Below are 22,336 nucleotides of genomic sequence, written 5' to 3'. Positions count from 1 at the left end.
GCGTCTCGCGGCGCAATGGCCACATCAAGTCCCGCTGACGCGTTGGTCGTACCATTTGAACGCCAGGAAGTTACGGCACATCGAGCTGACCAATGCCTTGTCAGCCCTGTCGATCACGCCGTTTCTATCCATATCGGTACGGCTGAAAGACTCCAGCACCCCATTACCGTCGGCATCATAGCCAGCAGCCTGGTAAGCCAGCGTGGCTTTGCGCACCGGGCTGCGGCGGTCCAGGAAGTTCAGTTGAACGCCGCTGGGCGGACTCTCCTGATCGTCCTGGATCGCGGCAATGACCAGCGTACGCTGCCGACTTTCCCCCCTGTTGAACCAGTGCAATTGCAAAAAGGTATTAGCGAACGCCTTGAGCAGGTAACTATCAATGACATTGCTTTGCCCGTCGAAATTAATGTCCCCGGCGAATTGGAAATCCACCGCTTTATCGGCATTCATATCAACAGCCACCGCTTCATGGCATAACTGATCGATGCCATTGGGGGAGCTTTCATAGAAATGCAGAATCACGGTGTCAGCCAGGCCGTTGCCACCACGATCCTGGGCGGTGGCTTTTAAATAACGCATCAGTACGGCTCCGTTGATCAGAGCAAGCACCTTACTGAGCGCTGCAATGTTGATTCCAGACGCTGCGTCCGCGTCCACCGTCTGAATTGCGCCAATCTCTTGAAGGCAACCAAAAACCGTAGTGCCTTGGCCCTCATGGTGACACCGTTCCCCACAACGCTGCGATGTTTCGCTCGGCCAGCGCCGGCCCCACACTCATGCCTACGCCGGTATGCATGAGCACAACATTGAGCCCCGCAGCCACCTGCAAGACCGAAAACGGCGCCGGCCCACGCGAGCCATACACGCCCTGCCAACGCTCCACCACCTGGATTTTGCAGCCGAGGGTCTGCTCGGCCAGCTCGATCAGCCAGTCATCGACCTGCTCGGCGTTGAAGGGCGATGCATCGCTGCCGTAATCGTGGGAATCGCCGATGATCAAGTCGCCATGGGGCGTGGGGCTGATCAGCAGGTGAATCCCGTGCGCCTGCAGGTGCGGCGTTTCGCGCAGGATCTGCGCCTGTACCGCGGCGGCCTCGGGCAAGTCGGCAAACGCACCGTAATGCACGCAACTGAGGCCGGTCAGCAAGGCATGTTGCAGGTCCAGATTCAACGCCGGCCGTGCCCGCAGCATTTGCAGGCGGCAGACTTGCGGGTTGAGTGCGGCCATCGATTCGGCCAGCAGGGTCTGGTAGTCGTGACCGGAACACACAATGATCTGCTCGCCGCGAAAACGCCCCGCCGTGCTGTGCAACTGGCCCGGCTCGACATCATGCACCAGGGTGGAAAAGTGAAACTCCACGTTCAGCGCTTGCGCCAAATAGTTGATCAGCGCCGGGATCGCTTCGCGCGAATAGAGTTGCTGGTCGTCCCTGCCATGCAGCGCGGCGCGGTGATGGCGGAATTGGCCACCGTACAGGTCATTCAAGGCCGCGCCTTGCAGCAGCTCGACGTTGTAGCCGTGCTCGCGGGCACGCCCGAGGCAAAAGGCTTCGAGCAGGTGCGCTTCGGCTTCGGTACGGGCGAACAGGTAGGCGCCATTGCGCTTGAGCGCAAACCCGGCCACCTGCGCCCAATGCCCCCAGATAGCGCGGCTTTGCCGCGCAAGATCGAGCATCGGCCCCGGCGGTTGGCCGGTGACCAGCGCCTGGCCGAAGTTGCGCACCGAAGCGCCCAATGGTGTGGCGCTGCGTTCGAAGACCTTGACCTTGAGACCGCGTTTGGCGGCAGCATAGGCGTGGGAGAGGCCGAGGATGCCGGCGCCGACAATCAGCAGGTCGCTGTGGTGTGTCATGTAGTGATGTCCTGTTTTCAAGACCGCTATCGGGGGCAAGCCCCCTCCCACATTTGAACCGTGTTTGCAGATCAAGAGTGGGAGGGGGCTTGCCCCCGATGAGGCCATCAGCCCAAACCGAGAAATTACTGACCCGCCACCTTCTCCGACTTCCCGTCATAACGCTTGCGCCACTCAGCCAGGATGCTGTCGCGATTCTTCGACGCCCACACAAAGTCGTTCTTGATCAACCGTTGCTCATAGTCGGCCGGCAATTCGGTCTGCGGCTTGGCGATCCCCGGTTGGGCGAGCACGGCGAAATTGTCCTTGTACAGCGCCATCGCCGCCGGGCTTGCAGAGAAGTCCGCGAGTTTTTTCGCAGCCTCGGCATGGGTCGTGCCCTTGATCACCGCCGTCGCTTCGATCTCCCAGCCCAGGCCCTCTTTCGGCAGGATGATGTCCAGCGGTGCGCCCTGGCGCTTCAACTGCACGGCCGGGTATTCAAACGAAATCCCGATCGGGAACTCACCGGATGCCGCCAACTTGCACGGCTTGGAGCCGGAGTGAACGTACTGGCCGATGTTCTGGTGCAGGTCGTCCATGTACTGCCAGCCCTGCTTCTCACCGAAGGTCTGCAACCAGGCGCTCACGTCCAGGAAGCCGGTGCCGGAGGAGGCCGGGTTGGGCATCACGATCTTGCCCTTGTACTCAGGCTTGGTCAGGTCCTGCCAGCTCACCGGTTTGCTCAGGCCCTGCTTTTCGGCCTCCACCGTGTTGAAGCAAATGGTCGCAGCCCATACATCCATACCGACCCAGGCCGGCGGGTTGGCGGTGTCGCGGTAGTTTTTGCCGATCTTGTCCAAATCCTTGGGCGCGTAGTTGTCCAGCAGGCCTTGCTGGTCGAGTATCGCCAGGCTGGAGGCGGCCAAACCCCAGACCACGTCAGCCTGTGGGCGGTCTTTCTCGGCCAGCAGCTTGGCGGTGATGATGCCGGTGGAGTCGCGCACCCACTTGATCTCGACGTCGGGGTTGGCCTGTTCGAAGGCCTTTTTGTAGGTCTTCAACTGTTCGGCTTCGAGCGCCGTGTACACGGTCAGCTCAGTCTTGGCAAAGGCATTCAGGCTCAATGCAGTGAGTACGGCAGCGACCAGCGCCAGGGGTTTGAACATGGAATACCTCCTTTGAAGGATCATTGTCCGGGCGCGGTCTGGCGCCAGGCCTGGGAGCGGCGCAAGGCGCCACGTGAAGCCCACGCCAGCAGCAGCGAGACACCGCCCGAGGTGAACAGAATCAGGGTCGACATGGCCGCCGCGCCGCCCACATTGCCGGCGTCGTCCATGTTCAATACGGCGACGGCGGCGAGGAGGGTGTCGGGGCTGTAGAGAAAGATCGCAGCGGAGACGGTGGTCATTGCCGACACGAACAGGTAACGCAGAATATCCAGCAACGCGGGCAGGCAGATCGGCACCGTCACTTTCAGGTAATGGCGGTAGAGCGGCGCCTTGAGGGACAACGCGGCGGCTTCGAACTCGGCGTCCAGCTGGCGCAGTGCGGTGGTGGCGGTCATTTGTGCAGTGGTCAGGTAGTGAGCAATGGTGCACACCACCAGCAGCGCCATGCTGCCGTAGAACACATGCAGCGGGTTGCCGCCGAGGTTGAAAAAGAATACGTAGCCCAGGCCGAGCACCAGGCCCGGCACGGCCATCGGCACAAAGCTGAGCAGGCGCAGGGCCAGATTCAGGCCCGTTTGGCCCTTGGTCTTTTCCATCAAATAGGCGCCGGTGAAGATCAGCACACTGCCGATCAGCGCCGTGCACAGCGCCATGGTCAGGCTGTTGCGATAGGCCAGCCAACCGCCGCCGGCGGTGTCTTCGAACTGATAGTGGTTGAGCGACAGCGACAGGTTATAGGGCCAGAATTTGACCAGCGAGGAATACACCGCCATGCCGAACACCAGCAGCAGCGCCGCGCAGATCAGCAGCACGATTGCCAGGTAGCAGCCATCCCTTGGACGCGACGGCAGCGGTTGAAAGACCTGGGCACGGCCGCTCATGGCATCACCGTGACGGCGGCGCAACCACGCATCCACGCCAAAGCTGAACAGCGCCGGCAACAGCAGCACCATGCCGATCAACGCGCCACGCCCGAATTGTTGCTGACCGACCACGGCCTTGTAGGCTTCCAACGCCAGCACCTGGTAGTCCCCACCTACCACCACCGGCACGCCGAAGTCGGTGATGGTCAGGGTAAACACCAGGCAGAACGCCGCGAACACCGCCTGGCGCGTGGCCGGCCAGGTGATGCTGCGAAACGCCCGAGCGGGGCTGGCGCCCATGCTGGAGGCGGCGTCGAACAAGCGCGCATCCGCCAGCGACAAGGCGGACAGCAGAATCATCAGGGCGTGTGGGAAGGTGTAAATCACTTCGCCCAGAACAATGCCCCAGAAGCCGTAGATATTGTCCGAGAGCAACCCGCGCAAGAGCCCCTGGTTGCCGAACAGATACACCAACGCGATGCCCGGTAACATCGAGGGCGCCATCAATGGCAGCAGCGACACGCCGCGCCAGATGACTTTGCCGGGAATCAAGGTGCGCTGCAGCGCGTAGGCAAACAGATAGGCCAGCGGTACGACGATGGCCGCTACGCTCAAGGAGACTTTCAGGCTATTGCCCAGCAACCAGTGGAAATTGGCGCTGGTCAGCAATGCCCGTGCGGCGATCAGACCACCGCCCTGCCCGGCTTCACTGCTCAAGCCACGCCAGAAGATCGCCAGCAGCGGCAGCAGCACCGCCACCACCAACAGGCCCAGCCAGAGCCATTTGCCGCCGACCACGAAGAGGCGGTCGCCCCACTCGGCGCGGGCCATCTGACGCGACAGCGGCACGCTCATGACCGCAGCCATCTCAGGCAAACACCTGCAGGCTGCGCGGCGGCAACGCCACCCAGATATCCTGGCTGCCCAGGCGCGGCATGTCGTGTGGCGCAAGTTCGGCCAGCAATGCGTGGCCCGGTAGCTGCGCCAGTTCGAAGCTCATGCGGCAGCGGTTGCCCAGAAAAGTGATCTCGCGGACCTTGGCCGCAAACAGGTTTTCTTCATGCACCGGCGGATTCACGCTGATGGCTTCCGGTCGGCAGAACAGGCGCCCGGATGTGGCCATGCCGGCGTCGTCGGCCAGACGCATATTCAGCCCACCGACCTGGGCGTGGCTGGCGCTGTTGCGGCTGAACGGCAACCAATTGCCCTGGCCGACAAACTCCGCCACGAACGGCGTGGCCGGGCGGTTGTAGATATCCTGGGGCGTCGCGTATTGCTCGACCTTGCCGTTGTTCATCACGGCGATACGGTCGGCCATCAGCATGGCTTCGTCCTGATTGTGGGTGACCATCAGCGTGGTGATGCCCAGGCGTCGTTGCAGTTGGCGCAGTTCGGTGCACAGATGCTCGCGAACCTGGGCATCGAGGGCGGACATCGGTTCATCCAGCAGCAATAACGAAGGTGCCGGTGCCAGGGCACGCGCCAGGGCTACTCGCTGCTGTTGCCCGCCGGACAATTGGCCGGGGTATTTCTTTTCGCTGCCGAGCAGGCCGACCAGTTCAAGCATCTGCCCGACACGCTTGCGCACCTCATCGCGACCGCTGCCGGTAAGGCCGTAGCCGATGTTCGCTTCTACGGTCAGATTGGGAAACAGCGCGTAGGACTGGAACAAGATGCCGTAGTCCCGCGCCTGGGGCGGCAGCCGGGAAACATTGCGGTCACCCAGGTAAATTTCGCCGCCGTCCTGGCGCTCAAGGCCGGCGATGCAGCGCAGCATGGTGGTCTTGCCGCAGCCGGACGGGCCCAGCAGGCACACCAGCTCGCCGGCGGCGACATCCAGCGACACGTTGTCCAGCGCGGTAAAGGCGCCGAAGCGTTTCTGGATGCCGCGCACCTTCATCGGTGCGCCGGGGTGGGTCAGGGCTGTGTGCATGGTGGCGCCTCATCGATCGGATGAAGGCCATGCTAGGGGCGGAATACTTCGCTGATGTGGCAGAAGGGCAAAAGGGCGTGATAGCGGTATTGGTGGATTTGGGTTGTGCCTGATCTACCGCTATCGGGGGCAAGCCCCCTCCCACATTTTGACCACATTCTCATGTTGGAACTCGGCCAACTGTGGGAGGGGGCTTGCCCCCGATAGGCCCTCAAGCCAGTCACAACACCTGAAGTGGCGACATTTCCTGAGCCAGGCCAAGGAAAGCCGCCGGCAGTCGCGCACCTTTGCGCTCCTTGAGGCAGTACAGATACTCCGGAATCTGCGGCGCATTCTCAAGGGTCAGCACCTTCAGCTGTGGATCATGCGGCACTTCCTGTCGCGCAATGATGCTGATGCCGATATTGCGCAGCACCGCCTCGCGGATCGACTCACGACTGCCGATTTCCAGCAGCGGCCCGTAGCTGACGCCAGCCCCCTGGAGCATGTCTTCCGTCAGCCTGCGGGTGGTGGACCCCGCTTCACGCATCAGCAGCGTATGCCCGGCCAGCGCAGTCAACGGCACATGATCAAGCCTGGCCAACGGATGGTTGCGATGCACCGCCAATACCAGAGGATCAGTGCCCAGCACGCGGCGCACCAGACGGGAGTCTTCCAGCAATTGCGACGAGGCGGCAACGTCAACGCGGTAGTCGTCCAGCGCTTCGAGCACCTGCTGGGAGTTGCCGATTTCCACCGACACTTGCACTTGCGGCAGGCGTTCGCGAAAGGCTTTGACCAGATCGAGAATGTAGTACGGCGCCGTCGCAGCAATGCGCAAGGCACCTTGAACCTGGCCGTTGTTACGCAGGAAAAACTCGATATCCGCTTCCTGTTGCAACAGCGCCTTGACCATCGGCAACAGCCGCGCGCCTTCATCGCTCACCGTCAGACGGCGACCGCCACGGTAGAACAGTTCAACGCCGTATTGGCTTTCCAGGTTGCGAATCTGGGTGGTGACCGTGGGCTGGCTCAGGCCGAGTTTTTTCGCCGCCTGGGTGATGCTGCCCAGGCGGGCGACCTTGTAAAACGCCTTCAGCTCAGCACTCAGCACACCGCCCTCTCATCGTCTATTTGCGCAACAGGCGCAGGCCATTGAACACCACCAGCAGGCTGACGCCCATGTCGGCGAACACCGCCATCCACATGGTCGCCATGCCCAGGAACGTGACCGCCAGGAAAATCGCCTTGATCACCAGCGCCAGGGCGATGTTCTGCTTGAGGATACTCGACGTTTGCCTGGAGAGCCGGATGAATGCGGGAATCTTGCGCAGGTCATCGTCCATCAATGCCACGTCGGCGGTCTCGATAGCGGTGTCGGTGCCCGCCGCGGCCATGGCAAAGCCGATTTCGGCACGGGCCAGGGCCGGAGCGTCGTTGATGCCGTCGCCGACCATGCCGACGCGGTAGCCCTGGCCGTAGAGCGTTTCAATCGCCTGCAGTTTATCGGTGGGCAACAAGTCGCCCCGGGCCTGATCGATACCAACCTGAGCCGCAATCGCCTGGGCGGTGTGGGTGTTATCACCGGTCAGCATCAACGTCTTGACGCCCAGGTCGTGCAGTTGCCGGATGGCTTCGCGGCTGCTGTCCTTGACGGTGTCGGCCACCGCGAACAATGCCAGCGGGCCGGACTTGTCGAGCAGCAACACCACGGATTTGCCCTGTTTTTCCAGGGCGAAGAGTTTCTCCTCCAGCGCCGGCGAGCACAGCCCGAGATCTTCCACCAGACGGTGGTTGCCCAGATGGTAGGTTTCGCCGTTTATGTCACCGCGCACACCACGGCCGGGCAATGCCTCGAAGTTATCCACAACGTGGGACGGCAGATTTTTATCCACCGCCGCGTTGGCGATGGCCAGGGACACCGGGTGGTCGGAGCGTCCTGCCAGACTCGCGGCCAGGGCCGGCGCGCTGTCCTGCACGCTGTCGAACAGCGGCACATAGTCGGTTTGCACCGGCTTGCCGTGGGTGAGGGTGCCGGTCTTGTCCAGGGCCAGGTAGTCGAGCTTGTAACCGCCCTCCAGGTACACGCCGCCCTTGATCAGGATGCCTTTGCGCGCCGCCGCCGCAAGGCCGCTGACGATGGTCACCGGGGTGGAAATCACCAGGGCGCACGGGCACGCGACCACCAGCAACACCAGGGCGCGGTAGATCCAGTCGAACCAGACGCCTGCCATGAACAGCGGCGGGATGACGGCCACGCCCAGGGCAAACAGGAACACCGCCGGGGTGTAGATTTTCGAGAAGCTGTCGACAAAACGCTGGGTCGGTGCGCGCGCGCCCTGGGCCTGCTCCACCGCGTGGATGATTCGTGCCAGGGTGGAGTTGTTGGCCGCCGCGGTCACTTTGTATTCCAGGGAACCGGCCTGGTTGATCGTACCGGCGAAGACTTTATCGCCCACAGTCTTTTCAATCGGCAGGCTTTCACCGGTGATCGGAGCCTGGTCGATGGTGGATTGACCAGCGCTCACCTCACCGTCGAGGCCAATGCGCTCGCCAGGCTTAACCCGCACAATGGCGCCAAGATCGATGCTTTTGACGTCCTGTTCCATCCAGGAACCATCAGCCTGCCGCACGGTGGCCTGTTCCGGGGTCATCTGCATCAAGCCGCTGATGGCATTGCGCGCACGGTCCAGGGACTTGGCTTCGATCAGCTCGGCCACCGTAAACAGGAACATCACCATCGCCGCTTCCGGCCACTGGCCAATCAGCACCGCACCGGTCACGGCGATGCTCATCAGTGCGTTGATGTTCAGGTTGAGGTTTTTCAGGGCAATCCAGCCCTTTTTGTAGGTGGTGAGGCCGCCGCTGAGGATCGATACCAGCGCCACCAGGGCGATCACCCAGGTCGGTGCAATGCCGCTGAAATGCAGGACCTCGGCGCCCAACGCGCCCATGCCCGACACAGCCAGCGGCCACCAGTGTTTCTTGGCAGGCGGGGCGGCGGCAGGCGTGCCTTCTTCAATCGGGTCGGCCTGCATGCCGATGGATTTGATGGCGTCGATGATCGGCGCAGTGCTCGGCAGATCGTGGGTGACGCCGAGGATGCGGTTGATCAGGTTGAATTCCAACTGCTGCACGCCGGCAAGCTTGCCCAGTTTGTTCTGGATCAGCGTCTGTTCGGTAGGGCAGTCCATCGCTTCGATGCGAAAGGTACTCAGGCGCGAGCCGGCGGTGGGGGCGTCGCTCAGTTGCACCCGCGCAGGCGCCGGAGCGCCGGAACAGCAGGCGCCGCCGTGGTCATGCACCGGCTTGAGCGTGTGCTCGCCGTGATCGTGATCGTGGTCGTGCTTGTGCGGGGTGTGGAGGGAATCGCTCATGGTGTCGCGTCCGGAAAGGTGCCTGTTGCCAAGTAAAGACCCTGTAGCCACTATAGGGTCAAGCACCCATTTGGAGATTGCTGCGATGAAGATCGGTGAACTGGCCAAACTGACCGACTGCCCGGTGGAAACCATCCGTTATTACGAGAAGGAAGGCCTGCTGCCACCCCCCGCGCGCACGGACGGCAACTACCGCGTGTACACCCAGGCGCATACCGAGCGGCTGATCTTTATCCGCAACTGCCGCAGCCTGGACATGACACTGGAAGAAATCCGCAGCCTGCTCAGCCTGCGCGACAGCCCTCAGGACCAATGTGAAAGCGTGAACGCGTTGATTGATGAGCACATCCACCATGTGAAAGCGCGGATCGATGGGCTGCTGGCGTTGCAGGAGCAATTGCTGGACTTGCGCCAGCGCTGCGGGGGTGGGGAGCCGTGTGGAATCCTGCAGCAGTTGGAAGTCAGCGGCGCGATTGCCGCCAGCGAGGCCGAGCCCTCGCACGTGGGCAGAAGCCACGGCCATTAGAGTGAACACAAATCAACTGTGGGAGGGGGCTTGCCCCCGATAGCAGTGTGCCAGTCAGAATATTGGGTACTGACACACCGTAATCGGGGGCAAGCCCCCTCCCACATTTTTGACCGAGACAGGCTTCAGATCGCGACTTCAGCCTTGATGCTCGGGTCGGCGTCATAGCCGACGATTTCGAAGTCTTCGAACCGGTAGTCGTAAATCGACTCAGGCTTACGCTTGATCACCAGTTCCGGCAGCTTTTTCGGCGTGCGCGCCAGCTGGGTCCGGATCTGTTCCATGTGGTTGCTGTAGGCGTGGGTATCGCCAGTGGTGACGATGATCTCGTGGGGGATCAGGTCGCACTGCTGCGCCAGCATATGGGTGAGCAACGCCAGCGCGGCGGTGTTGTAGGGCAGGCCGAGAAACACATCGGAGCTGCGGATGTACAACTGCATCGACAGATGGCCGTCGTGCACGAACGCCTGGTACAGCAGGTGACACGGCGGCAGCGCTTGCTTGCCGTTGCGCGCGTTTTCCTGGGGGCTCTTGGTTTCGTCCGGCAGGTATTCGACGTTCCAGCCATGGAACAGGATGCGGCGGCTGTTGGGGTTGGTCTTGAGCGTGTGAACCATGTAGTCGATCTGGTTGATCGTGCCGCCGTCCTTGGTGGGCCAGGCGGTCCACTGCTCGCCGTACACCGGGCCCAGGTCGCCGTCTTCGGTGGCCCATTCATCCCAGATGCGCACGCCGTTTTCGTTAAGCCACTTGATATTGGTGTTGCCGCTCAACATCCAGATCAGCTCGTTGGCGATGCTTTTGAAGTGCAGTTTCTTGGTGGTCAGCAGCGGGAAGCCGTCGGCCAGGTTGTGCCGATACTGGCGGGCGAACACGGCCCGGGTGCCGGTGCCGGTACGATCGCCCTTGGTCAGGCCATTGGTCACGACGTCGTGCAGGAGTTCGAGGTATTGCTTCATGTAATTACCCGTATCGTTGAAGCCAGGACCTCCTGGTCCTGGCATTCGAATTTAAAGCGCGGCGTTCTTCAGCGGTTGCGGACGGTTGTACGCCCACCACAACAGGCCCAGGCCCGCCAGGATCATCGGAATACTGAGGACCTGGCCCATGGTCAGCCAGCCCCACGCCAGGTAGCCCAACTGCGCGTCCGGGACCCGCACGAACTCGACGATGAAGCGGAAGATCCCGTAGAACAGCGCGAACATCCCGGACACCGCCATGGTTGGGCGTGGTTTGCGCGAGAACAGGTAGAGGATGAGGAACAATGCCACACCTTCCAGGGCGAATTGGTACAGCTGCGACGGATGGCGCGGCAGTTGCGCCGGGTCGCTGAACGGCGGGAACACCATGGCCCACGGCACGTCGGTGGGCTTGCCCCACAGCTCGGCGTTGATGAAGTTACCGATGCGCCCGGCGCCCAGGCCGATGGGGACGAACGGTGCGACGAAGTCCATCAACTGGAAGAACGACTTGCCATTGCGCCGGCCGAACCACCAGGCGGCGATCATCACGCCGACAAAGCCGCCATGGAACGCCATGCCGCCCTTCCACACTTCGAAGATCAGCGTCGGGTTGGCGATATACGCCGATAAATCGTAAAACAGCACATACCCCAGGCGTCCGCCGACGATCACCCCCATCGACATCCAGAACACCATGTCGGAGAGTTTCTCCTTGGTCCAGGTCGGGTCGAAACGGTTCAAGCGCCGGGAAGCCAGCAACCAGGCACCGCCGATGCCGATCAGGTACATCAACCCGTACCAGTGGATTTTCAGCGGACCGATGGCCAGGGCCACCGGATCGATCTGCGGGTAAGGCAGCATTGCGACTCCTCGTTAAACATTTAGTCATGACGCATCGGACCATGCCGATGCGCGATTAAGCCTGCGTTACAGCTGCGAGATCAAATTAAGAAGTTCACATACACACCCAACGGCCCGGCATGTTAACGGATGGAAGGTGCGCGGCCCAACTTCGTTGCGATGGAACGCTGGCCGTTGTGTGGGTAGAGTGAGAAAAAACACACAAGGGATCGCCCGATGTGCCTGATTGTCTTTGCCTGGCGGCCGGGCCACGCCCAGCCGCTGATCGTTGCGGCCAACCGCGATGAGTTCTACGCCCGGCCCAGCCTGCCGCTGGCGCAATGGCCGGATGAGCCCCGGGTCTACGCCGGCCGCGACCAGGAAGCGGGCGGCACCTGGCTGGGGGTTAACGCCGATGGGCGCTTTGCCGCGCTGACCAATATCCGCGACCCGCACCAGCCACCGTCGCGCAAGTCCCGCGGCGAGCTGGCGGCCCGCTTTCTCAGCGGTTCGCTGCCGATTGACGATTATCTGGCGGATGTTAACGGACGTTCGATCGAATACGCCGGGTTCAACCTGCTGGTGGGAACGCCGGATGAGTTGTGGCATTACAACGCCAACGAGACCGAGCCGACGCGGTTGAAGGCCGGCGTGTACGGCTTGTCCAATGCCGGGCTGGATACGCCCTGGCCGAAGTTGCTCAAGGCCAGGGCGGCACTCGCAGACATCCTCGACAATCCGCAGCCGCAGGCGTTACTGGGGATTTTGAGCGACCCGCAGACCGCACCGTTCGCCGAGCTGCCGGATACCGGCGTCGGCCTGGCGACGGAGAGCCTGTTGTCGAGTGTGTTTATCGCCAGCCCCAGCTACGGAACACGGGCGAGCACGGCGCTGATTGTGAATGCCGACGGCACGCGGCGGATGGTGGAGCGCAGTTTCGGGCCGCAGGGAGGCCGCTTGGGCGAGGTCGAACTCAATGTCTGAACACACTGAAAATCAAATGTGGGAGGGGGCTTGCCCCCGATTGCGGTGTACCAGTACCAGATACTCTGACTGACACACTGCTATCGGGGGCAAGTCCCCTCGCACATTTTGCTTTGCGCCAGGCTTTAGAGGGTTTTCGCAGAAGCCGGATTGATCATCCGCGTCAGCCCCAGATTCTTCAGCGCCAATTGCAGCGAGCTGTGGATAACCTGCGGGTTGTCGATGGTCATCAGCTCGGCCAGCAAATCCTTGGCCATGCTCAATTCAACCTGGCGCAGCATCCACTTCACTTTCGGCAAGTTGGTGGCGTTCATCGACAGGCTGTCAAAGCCCATCGCCATCAACAGCACCGCCGCCGCCGGGTCGCCGGCCATTTCCCCGCAGATACTCACCGGCTTGCCTTCGGCATGGGCGTCGCGCACGACGTGTTGCAGCGCTTGCAGCACGGCCGGGTGCAGGTAGTCGTAAAGATCGGCGACCCGTGGGTTGTTGCGGTCCACGGCCAGCAGGTACTGGGTCAGGTCGTTGGAGCCGACGGACAGGAAGTCCACCTGCCGCGCCAGTTCCTTGGCCTGGTACACCGCCGCCGGAATTTCGATCATCACGCCAATCGGCGGCATCGGCACGTCGGCGCCTTCGTCGCGCACTTCACCCCAGGCGCGGTGGATCAGGTGCAGGGCTTCTTCCAGCTCGTGGGTGCCGGAGATCATCGGCAGCAGGATACGCAGGTTGTTCAGGCCTTCGCTGGCCTTGAGCATGGCGCGGGTCTGCACCAAAAAGATTTCAGGGTGGTCGAGGGTGACGCGAATACCGCGCCAGCCGAGGAAGGGGTTGTCTTCCTTGATCGGGAAATACGACAGTGACTTGTCGCCGCCGATATCCAGGCTGCGCATGGTCACCGGCAACGGGTGGAAGGCTTGCAGTTGCTCGCGATAAATCGCCAGCTGCTCCTTCTCACTCGGGAAACGCTGGTTGATCATGAACGGCACTTCGGTGCGGTACAGCCCGACCCCCTCCGCGCCGCGCTGTTGCGCACGGGCCACATCGGCCAGCAGGCCGGTATTGACCAGCAGCGGCACGCGGTGGCCGTCGATGGTCACGCACGGCAGTTCGCGCAATGAGTCCAGGCCCAGCGCCAGTTGTTTCTCTTCCTCGACCACTTCGGCGTATTGCTTGCGCAGCAATTCGCTGGGGTTGGTGAAGACTTCGCCGCGATGGCCATCGACGATCATGTCGATACCATCCACCTTGGAATACGGCAGGTCCACCAGGCCCATCACCGTCGGGATGCCCATGGCACGGGCCAGGATGGCCACGTGGGAGTTACCCGAACCCAATACCGAGACCAGGCCCACCAGTTTGCCCTCAGGCACTTCGCCGAGCATGGTGGCGGTCAGTTCTTCGCTGATCAGGATGGTGTTGTCGGGGTAGACCAGGTTGGTGGTGCGGTCTTCCTGCAGGTAGGCGAGCAGACGGCGACCCAGGTCACGGACATCCGAGGCCCGTTCGCGCAGGTAGGCGTCGTCCATCATTTCGAAACGGTTGACGTGATCGGTGACCACCTGGCGCAGTGCGCCCTGGGCCCACTGGCCGGTCTTGATCACGGTCTTGACTTCATTACCCAGGGACGCGTCGTCCAGCATCATCTGGTAGACATCGAACAGCGCACGCTCTTCGGGGCGCAACTGGGTCGCCAGCTTGGTCGACAGGTTGCGCATGTCGGCGCGCACGCCTTCCAGGGCGGTCTTGAACAGTTTGATTTCAGCGTCGATGTCATCGACGGTCTTGTCCGGCACCACGTCGAGGTCGGCCGGTGGCAGCATGACCACGGCGGTACCCACGGCGGCCCCCGGCGAACCCGGCACGCCGACGAACTTGGCTTCCTGGATGCCCTTGCCCTGGCGCCCCAGGCCGCGAATCGAGCCGGTGGCTTCGGCGTGGGCGATAACCCCGGCGAGCTGCGCGCTCATGGTCACCAGGAAGGCTTCTTCACCTTCGTCGAACTGACGGCGTTCTTTCTGTTGGATGACCAGCACGCCGACGACGCGGCGGTGGTGAATGATCGGTGCGCCGAGGAACGAGGCGTAGCGTTCTTCGCCGGTTTCGGCAAAGTAGCGATAACGCGGGTGATCGGCCGCATTTTCAAGGTTCAGGGGTTCTTCACGCGTCCCTACCAGGCCCACCAGACCTTCATTGGGCGCCATGCTGACTTTGCCGATGGAGCGCTTGTTCAAGCCCTCCGTGGCCATCAGCACAAAACGGTTGGTCTCGGGGTCCAGCAGGTAAACCGAGCAGACCTGGCTGCCCATGGCTTCCTTGACGCGCAACACAATAATCCCCAACGCCGCCTTGAGATCCTTGGCGGAGTTAACTTCCTGGACGATCTTGCGCAGCGTATTGAGCATGGCTCGGGGTCGAACTCCGTCGTCAGTCGCGCGATAAAAGGCGCGGGGCAAGCTCTTTGAGAGCGCGACGATAAACCTCGCGCTTGAATGTCACCACCTGGCCCAGCGGGTACCAATAACTGACCCAGCGCCAGCCATCGAACTCCGGTTTACCGGTCAAATCCATCCGCACCCGCTGCTCATTGGAGATCAGGCGCAGGAGAAACCATTTCTGCTTCTGGCCGATACACAGCGGTTGGCTGTGGGTACGCACCAGGCGTTGCGGCAAACGATAGCGCAACCAGCCGCGGGTACAGGCCAGAATTTGCACATCTTCGCGCTCAAGGCCGACTTCTTCGTTCAACTCACGGTACAAGGCGTCTTCAGGGGTTTCGTCGGGGTTGATCCCACCTTGAGGAAACTGCCAGGCATCTTGGTTGATTCGGCGAGCCCATAGCACCTGTCCGGCATCATTCGTGAGAATAATCCCGACATTAGGACGGAAACCATCGGGGTCGATCACGGCAACAACCTCGCAAACGCATATCACCGCATTGTTCCACAAAGCTTCCTCCAGCGGCAACGAGGCTTCTTACCTTATGTGCACTCTTGTGAAAAGACCGTATTCTGGACGCCTTTTTACAGACTTTTCAGCGAGTAACTGCAATGCGCCTGGCTTTATTCGACTTGGACAACACCCTGATCGGCGGTGACAGCGACCACGCCTGGGGCGATTATCTGTGTGAACGCAAGATCCTCGACCCGGTGGCCTACAAGGCCCGCAACGACGCGTTCTACCAGGACTACCTGGCCGGCAGGCTGGACAACGCTGCTTACCTGAACTTCTGCCTGGAAATCCTCGGCCGCACCGAGATGGCTCAGTTGGACGAATGGCACAGCGACTATATGCGCGACTGCATCGAGCCGATCATGTTGCCCAAGGCCATGGAACTGCTGGCCAAACACCGCGCCGCCGGCGACAAGCTGGTGATCATCACCGCCACCAACCGTTTCGTCACCGCGCCGATTGCCGCACGCCTGGGCGTTGACACCCTGATCGCCACCGAATGCGAGATGGAAAATGGCCGCTACACCGGACGCAGCACCGATGTGCCGTGCTTTCGCGAGGGCAAGGTGACGCGTTTGAATCGTTGGCTGGAGGAGACCGGGTATAGCCTGGAGGACAGCTACTTCTATAGCGACTCGATGAATGACCTGCCGCTGCTGGAGCAGGTGACGCACCCGGTGGCGGTGGACCCGGATCCCAATCTTCGCGCTGAGGCTGAACGGCGTGGTTGGCCGGTCATCACGCTGCGCAGCTGATAAAGCTATCGGGGGCAAGCCCTCTCCCACACTTGGAACGCATTTCAAAGGTGGGAGGGGGCTTGCCCCCGATGCAGGCGACGCGGTCTCAAGCCTTAAACCGGCTTGGCCCCCATCAACCCTGCAATCGCCACAAACCCCACCAGGCTGACCACCGCCAGCACCAGGGTGAAATTCAGGCTACCACCCTCGCCCTTACGCAGCCGATTGAGCCGCGCCACCAGCCAGAACCACGCCAGCGCCGCCACGGTGTAGAGAATGCTGGAGCCCAGAATCCAGGTTTGCCCCAGCGGCCAGCCGGTCAGGTGCACCAGCCACCAACCGGTGAACGGCATGCTGACCAGGCAAATGCCCATCAGCAGCCACACGAACGCCCACGGGCGTTGTACCGTCACCGTCGGGCCGGCGCTGCGCTTGCGCCAGGCCAGTACCGCCAGGCCGATGCCGCTGAGCAGCAGCAACACCGTGGCGGCGATGTGGATAACCTTGAGGGTGGTCAGCGTTTCCATAGTCTCGATTCCTTGAAGGCCGCTCAGTCAGCTTAGTCGCTCAACCGAGGAACAACTGGTAGGCCGGGTTTTCGCTTTCATCCCAGTACGGGTAGCCGATTTGCGCCAGGGCCGCCGGCACCAGGTGGCGCTCGGCCGCCGGCACTTGCAGCCCGGCGACCACACGGCCATCGGCCGCGCCGTGGTTGCGATAGTGGAACATCGAGATGTTCCAGCGCCCGCCCAGTTTGTTAAGAAAGTTGAACAACGCCCCCGGCCGTTCCGGGAACTCAAAGCGAAACACCAGCTCGTCGCTGACCTTGGCTGCATGCCCACCCACCATATGGCGAATGTGTAACTTGGCCAATTCGTTTTCGGTCAGGTCCAGCACCGGGAAACCCTGGTCGGTGAGGCTTGCGATCAACGCCCTGCGCGGATCGTTTTCCGGGTGGGTCTGCACGCCGACGAAGATGTGCGCCTCGCTGCCGGTGTGATAGCGGTAGTTGAACTCGGTAATCTGGCGCTTGCCCACCGCCTCGCAGAACGCCTTGAAGCTGCCCGGTTTCTCGGGGATGGTCACGGCGATGATGGCTTCGCGGCCTTCACCCAGCTCGGCACGTTCGGCCACATGGCGCAGGCGGTCGAAGTTGACGTTGGCGCCCGAATCGATGGCGACGAAGGTCTGGCCGCTGACGCCCCGGGTCTCGACGTACTTCTTGATCCCGGCCACGCCCAATGCACCTGCCGGTTCGGTGATGGAGCGGGTGTCGTCGTAGATGTCCTTGATCGCTGCACAGATTTCATCGGTGCTGACGGTAATCACTTCATCCACATAGTCTTTGCAGATGTCGAAGGTGTGCTGGCCGATCTGCGCCACCGCCACGCCATCGGCGAAAATGCCGACGGTCGGCAACACCACGCGCTCACCGGCTGCCATCGCCGCTTGCAGGCAGTTGGAGTCGTCCGGCTCGACGCCGATGATCCTGATCTCCGGGCGCAGGTATTTCACGTACGCCGCAATACCGGCGATCAGCCCGCCGCCGCCCACCGGCACGAAGATCGCATCCAGCGGCCCGGGGTGCTGGCGCAGGATTTCCATCGCCACGGTGCCCTGCCCGGCAATGGTGTGCGGATCATCGTAGGGGTGAATGTAGACGTAGCCTTTTTCATCGACCAGCTTGAGCGAGTAGGCCAGCGCTTCCGGGAAGGAGTCACCGTGCAATACCACTTTGCCGCCACGGGAGCGCACGCCTTCGACCTTGATTTCCGGCGTGGTCTTGGGCATCACGATAGTCGCCTTGACCCCCAGCACCTTGGCCGCCAGGGCCAGGCCCTGGGCATGGTTGCCCGCCGAGGCGGTGACCACGCCACGTGCGCGCTCTTCGGCACTGAGCTGGGTGAGTTTGTTGTAGGCGCCGCGAATCTTGAACGAGAACACCGGCTGCAAGTCTTCACGCTTGAGCCAGATCTGATTGCCCAGCCGCTCGGAAAGCTGGCGGGCAGTCTGCAAGGGTGTTTCTACGGCAACGTCGTAAACGCGCGAGGTGAGGATCTTTTTGACGTAGTGTTCAAGCATCGGCAGGCATCTACTTCGGGGGTTGGGCAGGACCACGGAGTCTAACCCGGGTTTTGGCCGGGAGACCACACGAATCCCAAGGTTTGTTGGGGTATACTCGCCGCCCTCGATAACTCCCCGCCCGCTCCGGAGCCCGCATGACCCAGGATCAACTCAAACAGGCAGTGGCCCAGGCCGCCGTCGATTTAATCCTTCCCAAACTCGACGACAAGAGCGTCGTCGGTGTCGGCACCGGCTCCACTGCCAACTGCTTTATCGATGCGCTGGCCCAGCACAAAGGCGCGTTCGATGGCGCAGTGGCCAGCTCCGAAGCGACCGCCGCACGCCTCAAAGGCCATGGCATTCCGGTGTACGAGCTCAACACCGTAAGCGACCTGGAGTTCTACATCGACGGCGCGGACGAAAGCGATGAACACCTGAACCTGATCAAGGGCGGCGGCGCAGCCCTGACCCGCGAGAAGATCGTCGCGGCGGTGGCCAAGACCTTCATTTGCATCGCCGACGCCAGCAAGCTGGTGCCGGTACTCGGTGCTTTCCCGCTGCCGGTGGAAGTCATCCCGATGGCCCGCAGCCACGTGGCCCGCGAGCTGGTGAAACTGGGCGGCGACCCGGTGTACCGCGAAGGCGTGTTGACCGATAACGGCAACATCATCCTCGATGTGTTCAACATGCAGATCACCCACCCGGTTGAACTGGAAACCCGGATCAACGCCATTGTCGGCGTGGTTACCAACGGCCTGTTCGCCGCACGCCCGGCGGACGTGCTGCTGTTGGGCACCCCGGAAGGCGTAAAAACCCTCAAAGCCTAAAAACACCACAACTCCAATGTGGCAGTTCTAATGTGGGAGGGGGCTTGCCCCCGATAGCGGTATATCAGTACCCGATAGGCTGACTGACACACTGCAATCGGGAGCAAGCCCCCTCCCACATTTGATATGTGCTCCACTCTGGATTTATGTAACACAAACGCTACTTTTCGCAGCACTCCTTTCCAAAACCGTGCGCTCTGTCACGGCCCGCCTGGTATCCAATCCGTTACAAATTACAACCAGGCGACCCACGCGTTTACCAATGCGCCAATTCGCAGCCGCCCACGGAATGAGGCGCGCATTGTGCAAAGCGTCTGGGCTTGAACCTCCCATCACCTCAAGGAAGACCCTGTGATAAAGCCCCTAGCCCTCGCTGTCAGCGTTGCCGGCGCCCTGCTGTCGACACACTTGCAGGCCTATGACTACGGCCAGCACGCCAACACCACCCTGGAAAAGCTGATCAACGACTACCCCGGCCGTTATCGCGGCACCGCCAATTTCGCCGGCGCCGCCGATTGGATGCAGAGCCAGATGGGCACGGCCTACAACCTCAGTCGGCAAAACTTCACCTGGAACAACGGCAGTCGCGCCTCGCAAAATGTCGTGGCCTACGCCGCCGGCACCAAGGCGCAGTACGTAGTGATTGGCGCGCACTTCGACACCTACTTCGGCCGCCCCACCCTGCAAGGCCTGGATGACAACGGCTCCGGCGCCAGCGTGCTGACCGAGGTGGCGAAGAACCTGGGCGGGCTGCAACTGGAAAATGGTTTACAGGTGGTCGGCTTCGGCGCGGAAGAAGAAGGCCTGCGCGGCTCCAGGGCCTTCGTCGACTCACTGAGCGCAAGCCAGCGCGCCAATATGCTCGCGATGATCAACCTCGACAGCCTGATCACCGGCGACATGATGTACGCCCACGCCGGTCAGAACAGTACGGCCAACCCGGGCCTGGCGGCGTTGCGCGAACACACCTTCCAGATCGCCAGGGAATTGAATATCCCCTTGTTCACCAACCCCGGCCTGGACCCGCAATACCCCAAGGGCACCGGCTGCTGCAGCGATGGCGAACCGTTCGAACCGCTGAATATCCCGATCCTGTATATCGAGGCCACCAACTGGGAGCTGGGCGACCTGGACGGCTACACCCAGACCGACAACCCGAAAATCCCCGGCGGCTCGACCTGGCACGACCCGAGCGAAGACAACAAAGCCGTGCTCACCGACGCCTTCGGCCAGGCGCGCATCGACCAGCGCCTGCGCGACTATTCGCGCCTGCTCAGCCGCCTGGTGCTGGAGCTGACCAACGCCGATTTGATGGCCTCGACCGCCTCGGGCGGCGCCGTCGCCCGCAATATGCAGGACAACCTGCAGCGCCAGCATCAGGCGCTGGTGCGCCTGCATGATCGCCGCTGGCTGACCCTGCAGGCCGCCAGTCGCGAGGTCGGCAGCTTTGATGGCGAGGTCGGCGTGGACGGGGAATACAACCCGGACAATGGCTTCGACACCCCGCTCAACCCTGAGGCCCGCCGCTTGGGTGTGCACGCGTTGGGCGACTATCAACTCAGTTCAAGCCTGAACATCGGCGCCAGCCTGAGCTACCTCAACGGGCGCGATAAACTGGAGCATCGCGGCAAACTGGACAGCGACACCTGGCAAGCATCGGTCTACGCCCTGCTCAACGACGGCGGGCCGAGCTGGCTGGCCGGTGACCTGAGCGTCGGCCATACGCGCTTTGATTCCAAGCGCAACCTGCTGATTCAGGCCAATGGCGGGCCGATCCTGCTCAACCAGCAACTGACCGGCAACACCGACGCTCTGTCCCTGGGCGCACGGGTGCTGGGCGGCTATGACTTCGATTTCGGCGCAATCAAAAGCGGCCCTTTCGCCGGGCTCGATTACAGCCATTACCGCATCGATCAGTTCCACGAGAAGCAGAACCTGCGCACGTCCCTTGAGTACGAAGAACAGACATTCGACTCCCTGGAAGCCAGCCTGGGTTGGCGCGTGCGCGGAGCCGTCGCCCTGCCTTACAGCATGAGCCTGATGCCTTACGGCAATCTCGCGTGGGTCAAGGAACTGGCCGACGGGCGTCTCGACGAGCTGCAACTGACCGCCCGCGCCGATGGCCAGGCGCGCACGGCCAAACTGGGCTCAGTCGACAAAAGCTTCGGTCGCGCGCAGATCGGCAGCCAATTGGCGATTACCCCACAACTGGGGGTGTACGCCGAAGTGAACGGTCGGCTCGGCCATGCCGAGGGCAGCCAGACCGGCTACTCTCTGGGCGTACAGTGGATGTTCTGATCAGGGCTTTTTGAACACGTAAAACAGGTTCGGCTCACTGACCAGATACAGCGTGCCCTCGTCGTCCATGGCGACTCCTTCGGCCTGAGGCACACGTTTTTTCAGGCCATGGCGCCCGTTGAGCAGCGACAGACTGCTCAGCGGGCGACCGTCGATGTCCAGCTCCAGCACCAGAAACGACTCATCCGACAGCGCCAGCAAATGGCCGCTGCGCTCGTCGTATTGCAGGCTCGACAGGTCGCGCACAAACAACCCTGCATCGCGCTTGGGGTTGTTGATCACGTGCACCGAGTAGGTTTTTTCCGCCTTGACGTGGGGAAAACCGTGGACCTCATAAATCACCATCGGGTCGCGCTCCTTGGCGACGAACAGGCGCTTGCCCACCGAGTCATAGGCCAGGCCCTCAAATCCCTTGTTGCTGCCAATGTGCACGCCCAGGGTCATTTGCTCCGCATCGGCGGCATCGAGAAACTGGGTGTCGTCATCCACATGCACTTTGATCAGCCGCTGCTGACGCTCGTCGCTGATCACATAGATGTTGTCACTGATGAACTCCACCGCCTCGGCATCGCCAAACCCCACCAGGGGAATACGCCGCAGGATCTTGCCCTGCAGGGACAGCTCGACCAGCTCGGCGTTTTTATTGGTGACGGTAAACAGGCTTTTGCGCACCGGGTCGTAGGTGAGAGCCGACACATCGTCGTCGAGTCCTTCGATCACCTGGCCCTCCAGGGACACGCGGTAATCGGCCAGGCCTATGCTGCGTTCACCGGCTGGCTGATGCCACACTTGCCAGTTGAACCAGGCACGTTCGAACAGACGGAACTGCTGCGCAACGACCCCGGCGGCAACCAGGGCAATCAGAATCAAGATGACTAAAGCGGGTTTGGGGCGGGCAAGTCGACGCATCGGGGCGGGCTCGGTGAAAAAACTGGCGAATAGATATCAAGGTCGCCTGAATTTAAACTTAAACGCACCGGACTGCGCGGTA

19 protein-coding genes are annotated in these 22,336 nt (G+C 61.9%); 5 read left to right on the top strand and 14 right to left on the bottom strand.

All coding sequences use genetic code 11. From position 1 onward, the window contains the following. Nucleotides 1–24: 24 nt before the first annotated feature. The 7 genes from CIB54_RS15025 to CIB54_RS14995 all read right to left on the bottom strand — a co-directional run bounded on the left by CIB54_RS15025 (nucleotide 25) and on the right by CIB54_RS14995 (nucleotide 9,155). The gene (locus CIB54_RS15025; RefSeq protein WP_232790552.1) at nucleotides 25–657 is read right to left on the bottom strand and encodes a hypothetical protein; all 633 of its coding nucleotides are present in this window, start codon (nucleotides 655–657) and stop codon (nucleotides 25–27) included. A gap of 55 nt (nucleotides 658–712) precedes the next feature. After that, a complete protein-coding gene (locus CIB54_RS15020) occupies nucleotides 713–1,852 on the bottom strand; it encodes a TIGR03364 family FAD-dependent oxidoreductase (RefSeq protein ID WP_101220174.1) in 1,140 nt (379 codons plus the stop codon). Nucleotides 1,853–1,977: 125 nt separating this feature from the next. Continuing rightward, nucleotides 1,978–3,000: a putative 2-aminoethylphosphonate ABC transporter substrate-binding protein gene (locus CIB54_RS15015; RefSeq protein ID WP_101220173.1), complete on the bottom strand. Its 1,023-nt coding sequence runs from the start codon at nucleotides 2,998–3,000 to the stop codon at nucleotides 1,978–1,980. A gap of 20 nt (nucleotides 3,001–3,020) precedes the next feature. Continuing rightward, nucleotides 3,021–4,733 (bottom strand): putative 2-aminoethylphosphonate ABC transporter permease subunit, encoded by a 1,713-nt coding sequence (locus tag CIB54_RS15010; RefSeq protein WP_101220172.1) that lies wholly within the window; start codon nucleotides 4,731–4,733, stop codon nucleotides 3,021–3,023. Between the two features lies 1 nt (nucleotide 4,734). Continuing rightward, nucleotides 4,735–5,799, bottom strand: a complete 1,065-nt coding sequence (locus tag CIB54_RS15005) for a putative 2-aminoethylphosphonate ABC transporter ATP-binding protein (protein WP_101220171.1) — start codon at nucleotides 5,797–5,799, stop codon at nucleotides 4,735–4,737. 220 nt (nucleotides 5,800–6,019) lie between these two features. Next, on the bottom strand, nucleotides 6,020–6,892 hold the full coding sequence (locus CIB54_RS15000) for a LysR family transcriptional regulator (protein WP_101220170.1): 873 nt from the start codon (nucleotides 6,890–6,892) through the stop codon (nucleotides 6,020–6,022). 16 nt (nucleotides 6,893–6,908) lie between these two features. Beyond that, a complete protein-coding gene (locus tag CIB54_RS14995) occupies nucleotides 6,909–9,155 on the bottom strand; it encodes a heavy metal translocating P-type ATPase (protein WP_101220169.1) in 2,247 nt (748 codons plus the stop codon). 85 nt (nucleotides 9,156–9,240) lie between these two features. Between CIB54_RS14995 and cadR the strand changes: the two genes are divergently transcribed. Further along, nucleotides 9,241–9,681: a Cd(II)/Pb(II)-responsive transcriptional regulator gene (gene cadR / locus CIB54_RS14990; RefSeq protein WP_065949620.1), complete on the top strand. Its 441-nt coding sequence runs from the start codon at nucleotides 9,241–9,243 to the stop codon at nucleotides 9,679–9,681. A 125-nt stretch (nucleotides 9,682–9,806) separates the two neighbouring features. Here the strand turns inward: cadR and CIB54_RS14985 are convergent, their stop codons facing one another. Both CIB54_RS14985 and lgt read right to left on the bottom strand, forming a co-directional pair. Beyond that, nucleotides 9,807–10,640: a thymidylate synthase gene (locus CIB54_RS14985; RefSeq protein WP_065949621.1), complete on the bottom strand. Its 834-nt coding sequence runs from the start codon at nucleotides 10,638–10,640 to the stop codon at nucleotides 9,807–9,809. Between the two features lie 51 nt (nucleotides 10,641–10,691). Further along, nucleotides 10,692–11,504: a prolipoprotein diacylglyceryl transferase gene (lgt, locus tag CIB54_RS14980; RefSeq protein ID WP_057723439.1), complete on the bottom strand. Its 813-nt coding sequence runs from the start codon at nucleotides 11,502–11,504 to the stop codon at nucleotides 10,692–10,694. A gap of 216 nt (nucleotides 11,505–11,720) precedes the next feature. On the opposite strand from lgt, the gene CIB54_RS14975 reads away from it, so the two are divergent. After that, a complete protein-coding gene (locus tag CIB54_RS14975; protein WP_101220168.1) occupies nucleotides 11,721–12,467 on the top strand; it encodes an NRDE family protein in 747 nt (248 codons plus the stop codon). Between the two features lie 125 nt (nucleotides 12,468–12,592). On the opposite strand, the gene ptsP is transcribed toward CIB54_RS14975, so the two are convergent. Both ptsP and CIB54_RS14965 read right to left on the bottom strand, forming a co-directional pair. After that, on the bottom strand, nucleotides 12,593–14,872 hold the full coding sequence (gene ptsP / locus CIB54_RS14970; protein ID WP_065887067.1) for a phosphoenolpyruvate--protein phosphotransferase: 2,280 nt from the start codon (nucleotides 14,870–14,872) through the stop codon (nucleotides 12,593–12,595). 22 nt (nucleotides 14,873–14,894) lie between these two features. Then, nucleotides 14,895–15,374 carry an RNA pyrophosphohydrolase gene (locus tag CIB54_RS14965; protein WP_053128161.1) on the bottom strand — a complete coding sequence of 160 codons (480 nt, stop codon included), beginning with the start codon at nucleotides 15,372–15,374 and terminating at the stop codon, nucleotides 14,895–14,897. A gap of 143 nt (nucleotides 15,375–15,517) precedes the next feature. On the opposite strand from CIB54_RS14965, the gene CIB54_RS14960 reads away from it, so the two are divergent. After that, nucleotides 15,518–16,174: a histidinol-phosphatase gene (locus tag CIB54_RS14960; protein ID WP_101220167.1), complete on the top strand. Its 657-nt coding sequence runs from the start codon at nucleotides 15,518–15,520 to the stop codon at nucleotides 16,172–16,174. A gap of 95 nt (nucleotides 16,175–16,269) precedes the next feature. Here the strand turns inward: CIB54_RS14960 and CIB54_RS14955 are convergent, their stop codons facing one another. Together CIB54_RS14955 and ilvA are read right to left on the bottom strand one after the other, a co-directional pair. Next, nucleotides 16,270–16,683, bottom strand: a complete 414-nt coding sequence (locus CIB54_RS14955; RefSeq protein ID WP_101220166.1) for a DUF2269 family protein — start codon at nucleotides 16,681–16,683, stop codon at nucleotides 16,270–16,272. Between the two features lie 40 nt (nucleotides 16,684–16,723). After that, the gene (gene ilvA, locus CIB54_RS14950) at nucleotides 16,724–18,238 is read right to left on the bottom strand and encodes a threonine ammonia-lyase, biosynthetic (protein WP_065949625.1); all 1,515 of its coding nucleotides are present in this window, start codon (nucleotides 18,236–18,238) and stop codon (nucleotides 16,724–16,726) included. Nucleotides 18,239–18,375: 137 nt separating this feature from the next. On the opposite strand from ilvA, the gene rpiA reads away from it, so the two are divergent. Both rpiA and CIB54_RS14940 read left to right on the top strand, forming a co-directional pair. Continuing rightward, nucleotides 18,376–19,047, top strand: coding sequence for a ribose-5-phosphate isomerase RpiA (gene rpiA, locus CIB54_RS14945; RefSeq protein ID WP_065949626.1), 672 nt, complete (start codon nucleotides 18,376–18,378; stop codon nucleotides 19,045–19,047). Between the two features lie 351 nt (nucleotides 19,048–19,398). Further along, nucleotides 19,399–21,345: an autotransporter domain-containing protein gene (locus tag CIB54_RS14940; RefSeq protein WP_101220165.1), complete on the top strand. Its 1,947-nt coding sequence runs from the start codon at nucleotides 19,399–19,401 to the stop codon at nucleotides 21,343–21,345. Here the strand turns inward: CIB54_RS14940 and CIB54_RS14935 are convergent, their stop codons facing one another. Continuing rightward, on the bottom strand, nucleotides 21,346–22,254 hold the full coding sequence (locus CIB54_RS14935; protein ID WP_065949628.1) for an SdiA-regulated domain-containing protein: 909 nt from the start codon (nucleotides 22,252–22,254) through the stop codon (nucleotides 21,346–21,348). It lies immediately after the preceding gene. Nucleotides 22,255–22,336 lie beyond the last annotated feature (82 nt).

Origin of the sequence: Pseudomonas fluorescens (genome assembly GCF_002837185.1) — a bacterium.
Lineage (GTDB): Bacteria > Pseudomonadota > Gammaproteobacteria > Pseudomonadales > Pseudomonadaceae > Aquipseudomonas > Aquipseudomonas fluorescens_AM.
This window is presented reverse-complemented; position numbering and strand designations above follow the sequence as displayed.

What these genes read in the sequence shown, in the direction of transcription:
- cadR (WP_065949620.1), top strand. Translation starts at nt 9,241, where the DNA reads ATGAAGATCGGTGAACTGGCCAAACTGACCGACTGCCCGGTGGAAACC.
- CIB54_RS15005 (WP_101220171.1), bottom strand. Translation starts at nt 5,799, where the DNA reads ATGCACACAGCCCTGACCCACCCCGGCGCACCGATGAAGGTGCGCGGC.
- CIB54_RS15015 (WP_101220173.1), bottom strand. Translation starts at nt 3,000, where the DNA reads ATGTTCAAACCCCTGGCGCTGGTCGCTGCCGTACTCACTGCATTGAGC.
- CIB54_RS14960 (WP_101220167.1), top strand. Translation starts at nt 15,518, where the DNA reads ATGCGCCTGGCTTTATTCGACTTGGACAACACCCTGATCGGCGGTGAC.
- rpiA (WP_065949626.1), top strand. Translation starts at nt 18,376, where the DNA reads ATGACCCAGGATCAACTCAAACAGGCAGTGGCCCAGGCCGCCGTCGAT.
- CIB54_RS14975 (WP_101220168.1), top strand. Translation starts at nt 11,721, where the DNA reads ATGTGCCTGATTGTCTTTGCCTGGCGGCCGGGCCACGCCCAGCCGCTG.
- lgt (WP_057723439.1), bottom strand. Translation starts at nt 11,504, where the DNA reads ATGCTGCCTTACCCGCAGATCGATCCGGTGGCCCTGGCCATCGGTCCG.
- CIB54_RS14985 (WP_065949621.1), bottom strand. Translation starts at nt 10,640, where the DNA reads ATGAAGCAATACCTCGAACTCCTGCACGACGTCGTGACCAATGGCCTG.
- CIB54_RS15020 (WP_101220174.1), bottom strand. Translation starts at nt 1,852, where the DNA reads ATGACACACCACAGCGACCTGCTGATTGTCGGCGCCGGCATCCTCGGC.
- ilvA (WP_065949625.1), bottom strand. Translation starts at nt 18,238, where the DNA reads ATGCTTGAACACTACGTCAAAAAGATCCTCACCTCGCGCGTTTACGAC.
- CIB54_RS14995 (WP_101220169.1), bottom strand. Translation starts at nt 9,155, where the DNA reads ATGAGCGATTCCCTCCACACCCCGCACAAGCACGACCACGATCACGAT.
- ptsP (WP_065887067.1), bottom strand. Translation starts at nt 14,872, where the DNA reads ATGCTCAATACGCTGCGCAAGATCGTCCAGGAAGTTAACTCCGCCAAG.
- CIB54_RS14935 (WP_065949628.1), bottom strand. Translation starts at nt 22,254, where the DNA reads ATGCGTCGACTTGCCCGCCCCAAACCCGCTTTAGTCATCTTGATTCTG.
- CIB54_RS14955 (WP_101220166.1), bottom strand. Translation starts at nt 16,683, where the DNA reads ATGGAAACGCTGACCACCCTCAAGGTTATCCACATCGCCGCCACGGTG.
- CIB54_RS15010 (WP_101220172.1), bottom strand. Translation starts at nt 4,733, where the DNA reads ATGGCTGCGGTCATGAGCGTGCCGCTGTCGCGTCAGATGGCCCGCGCC.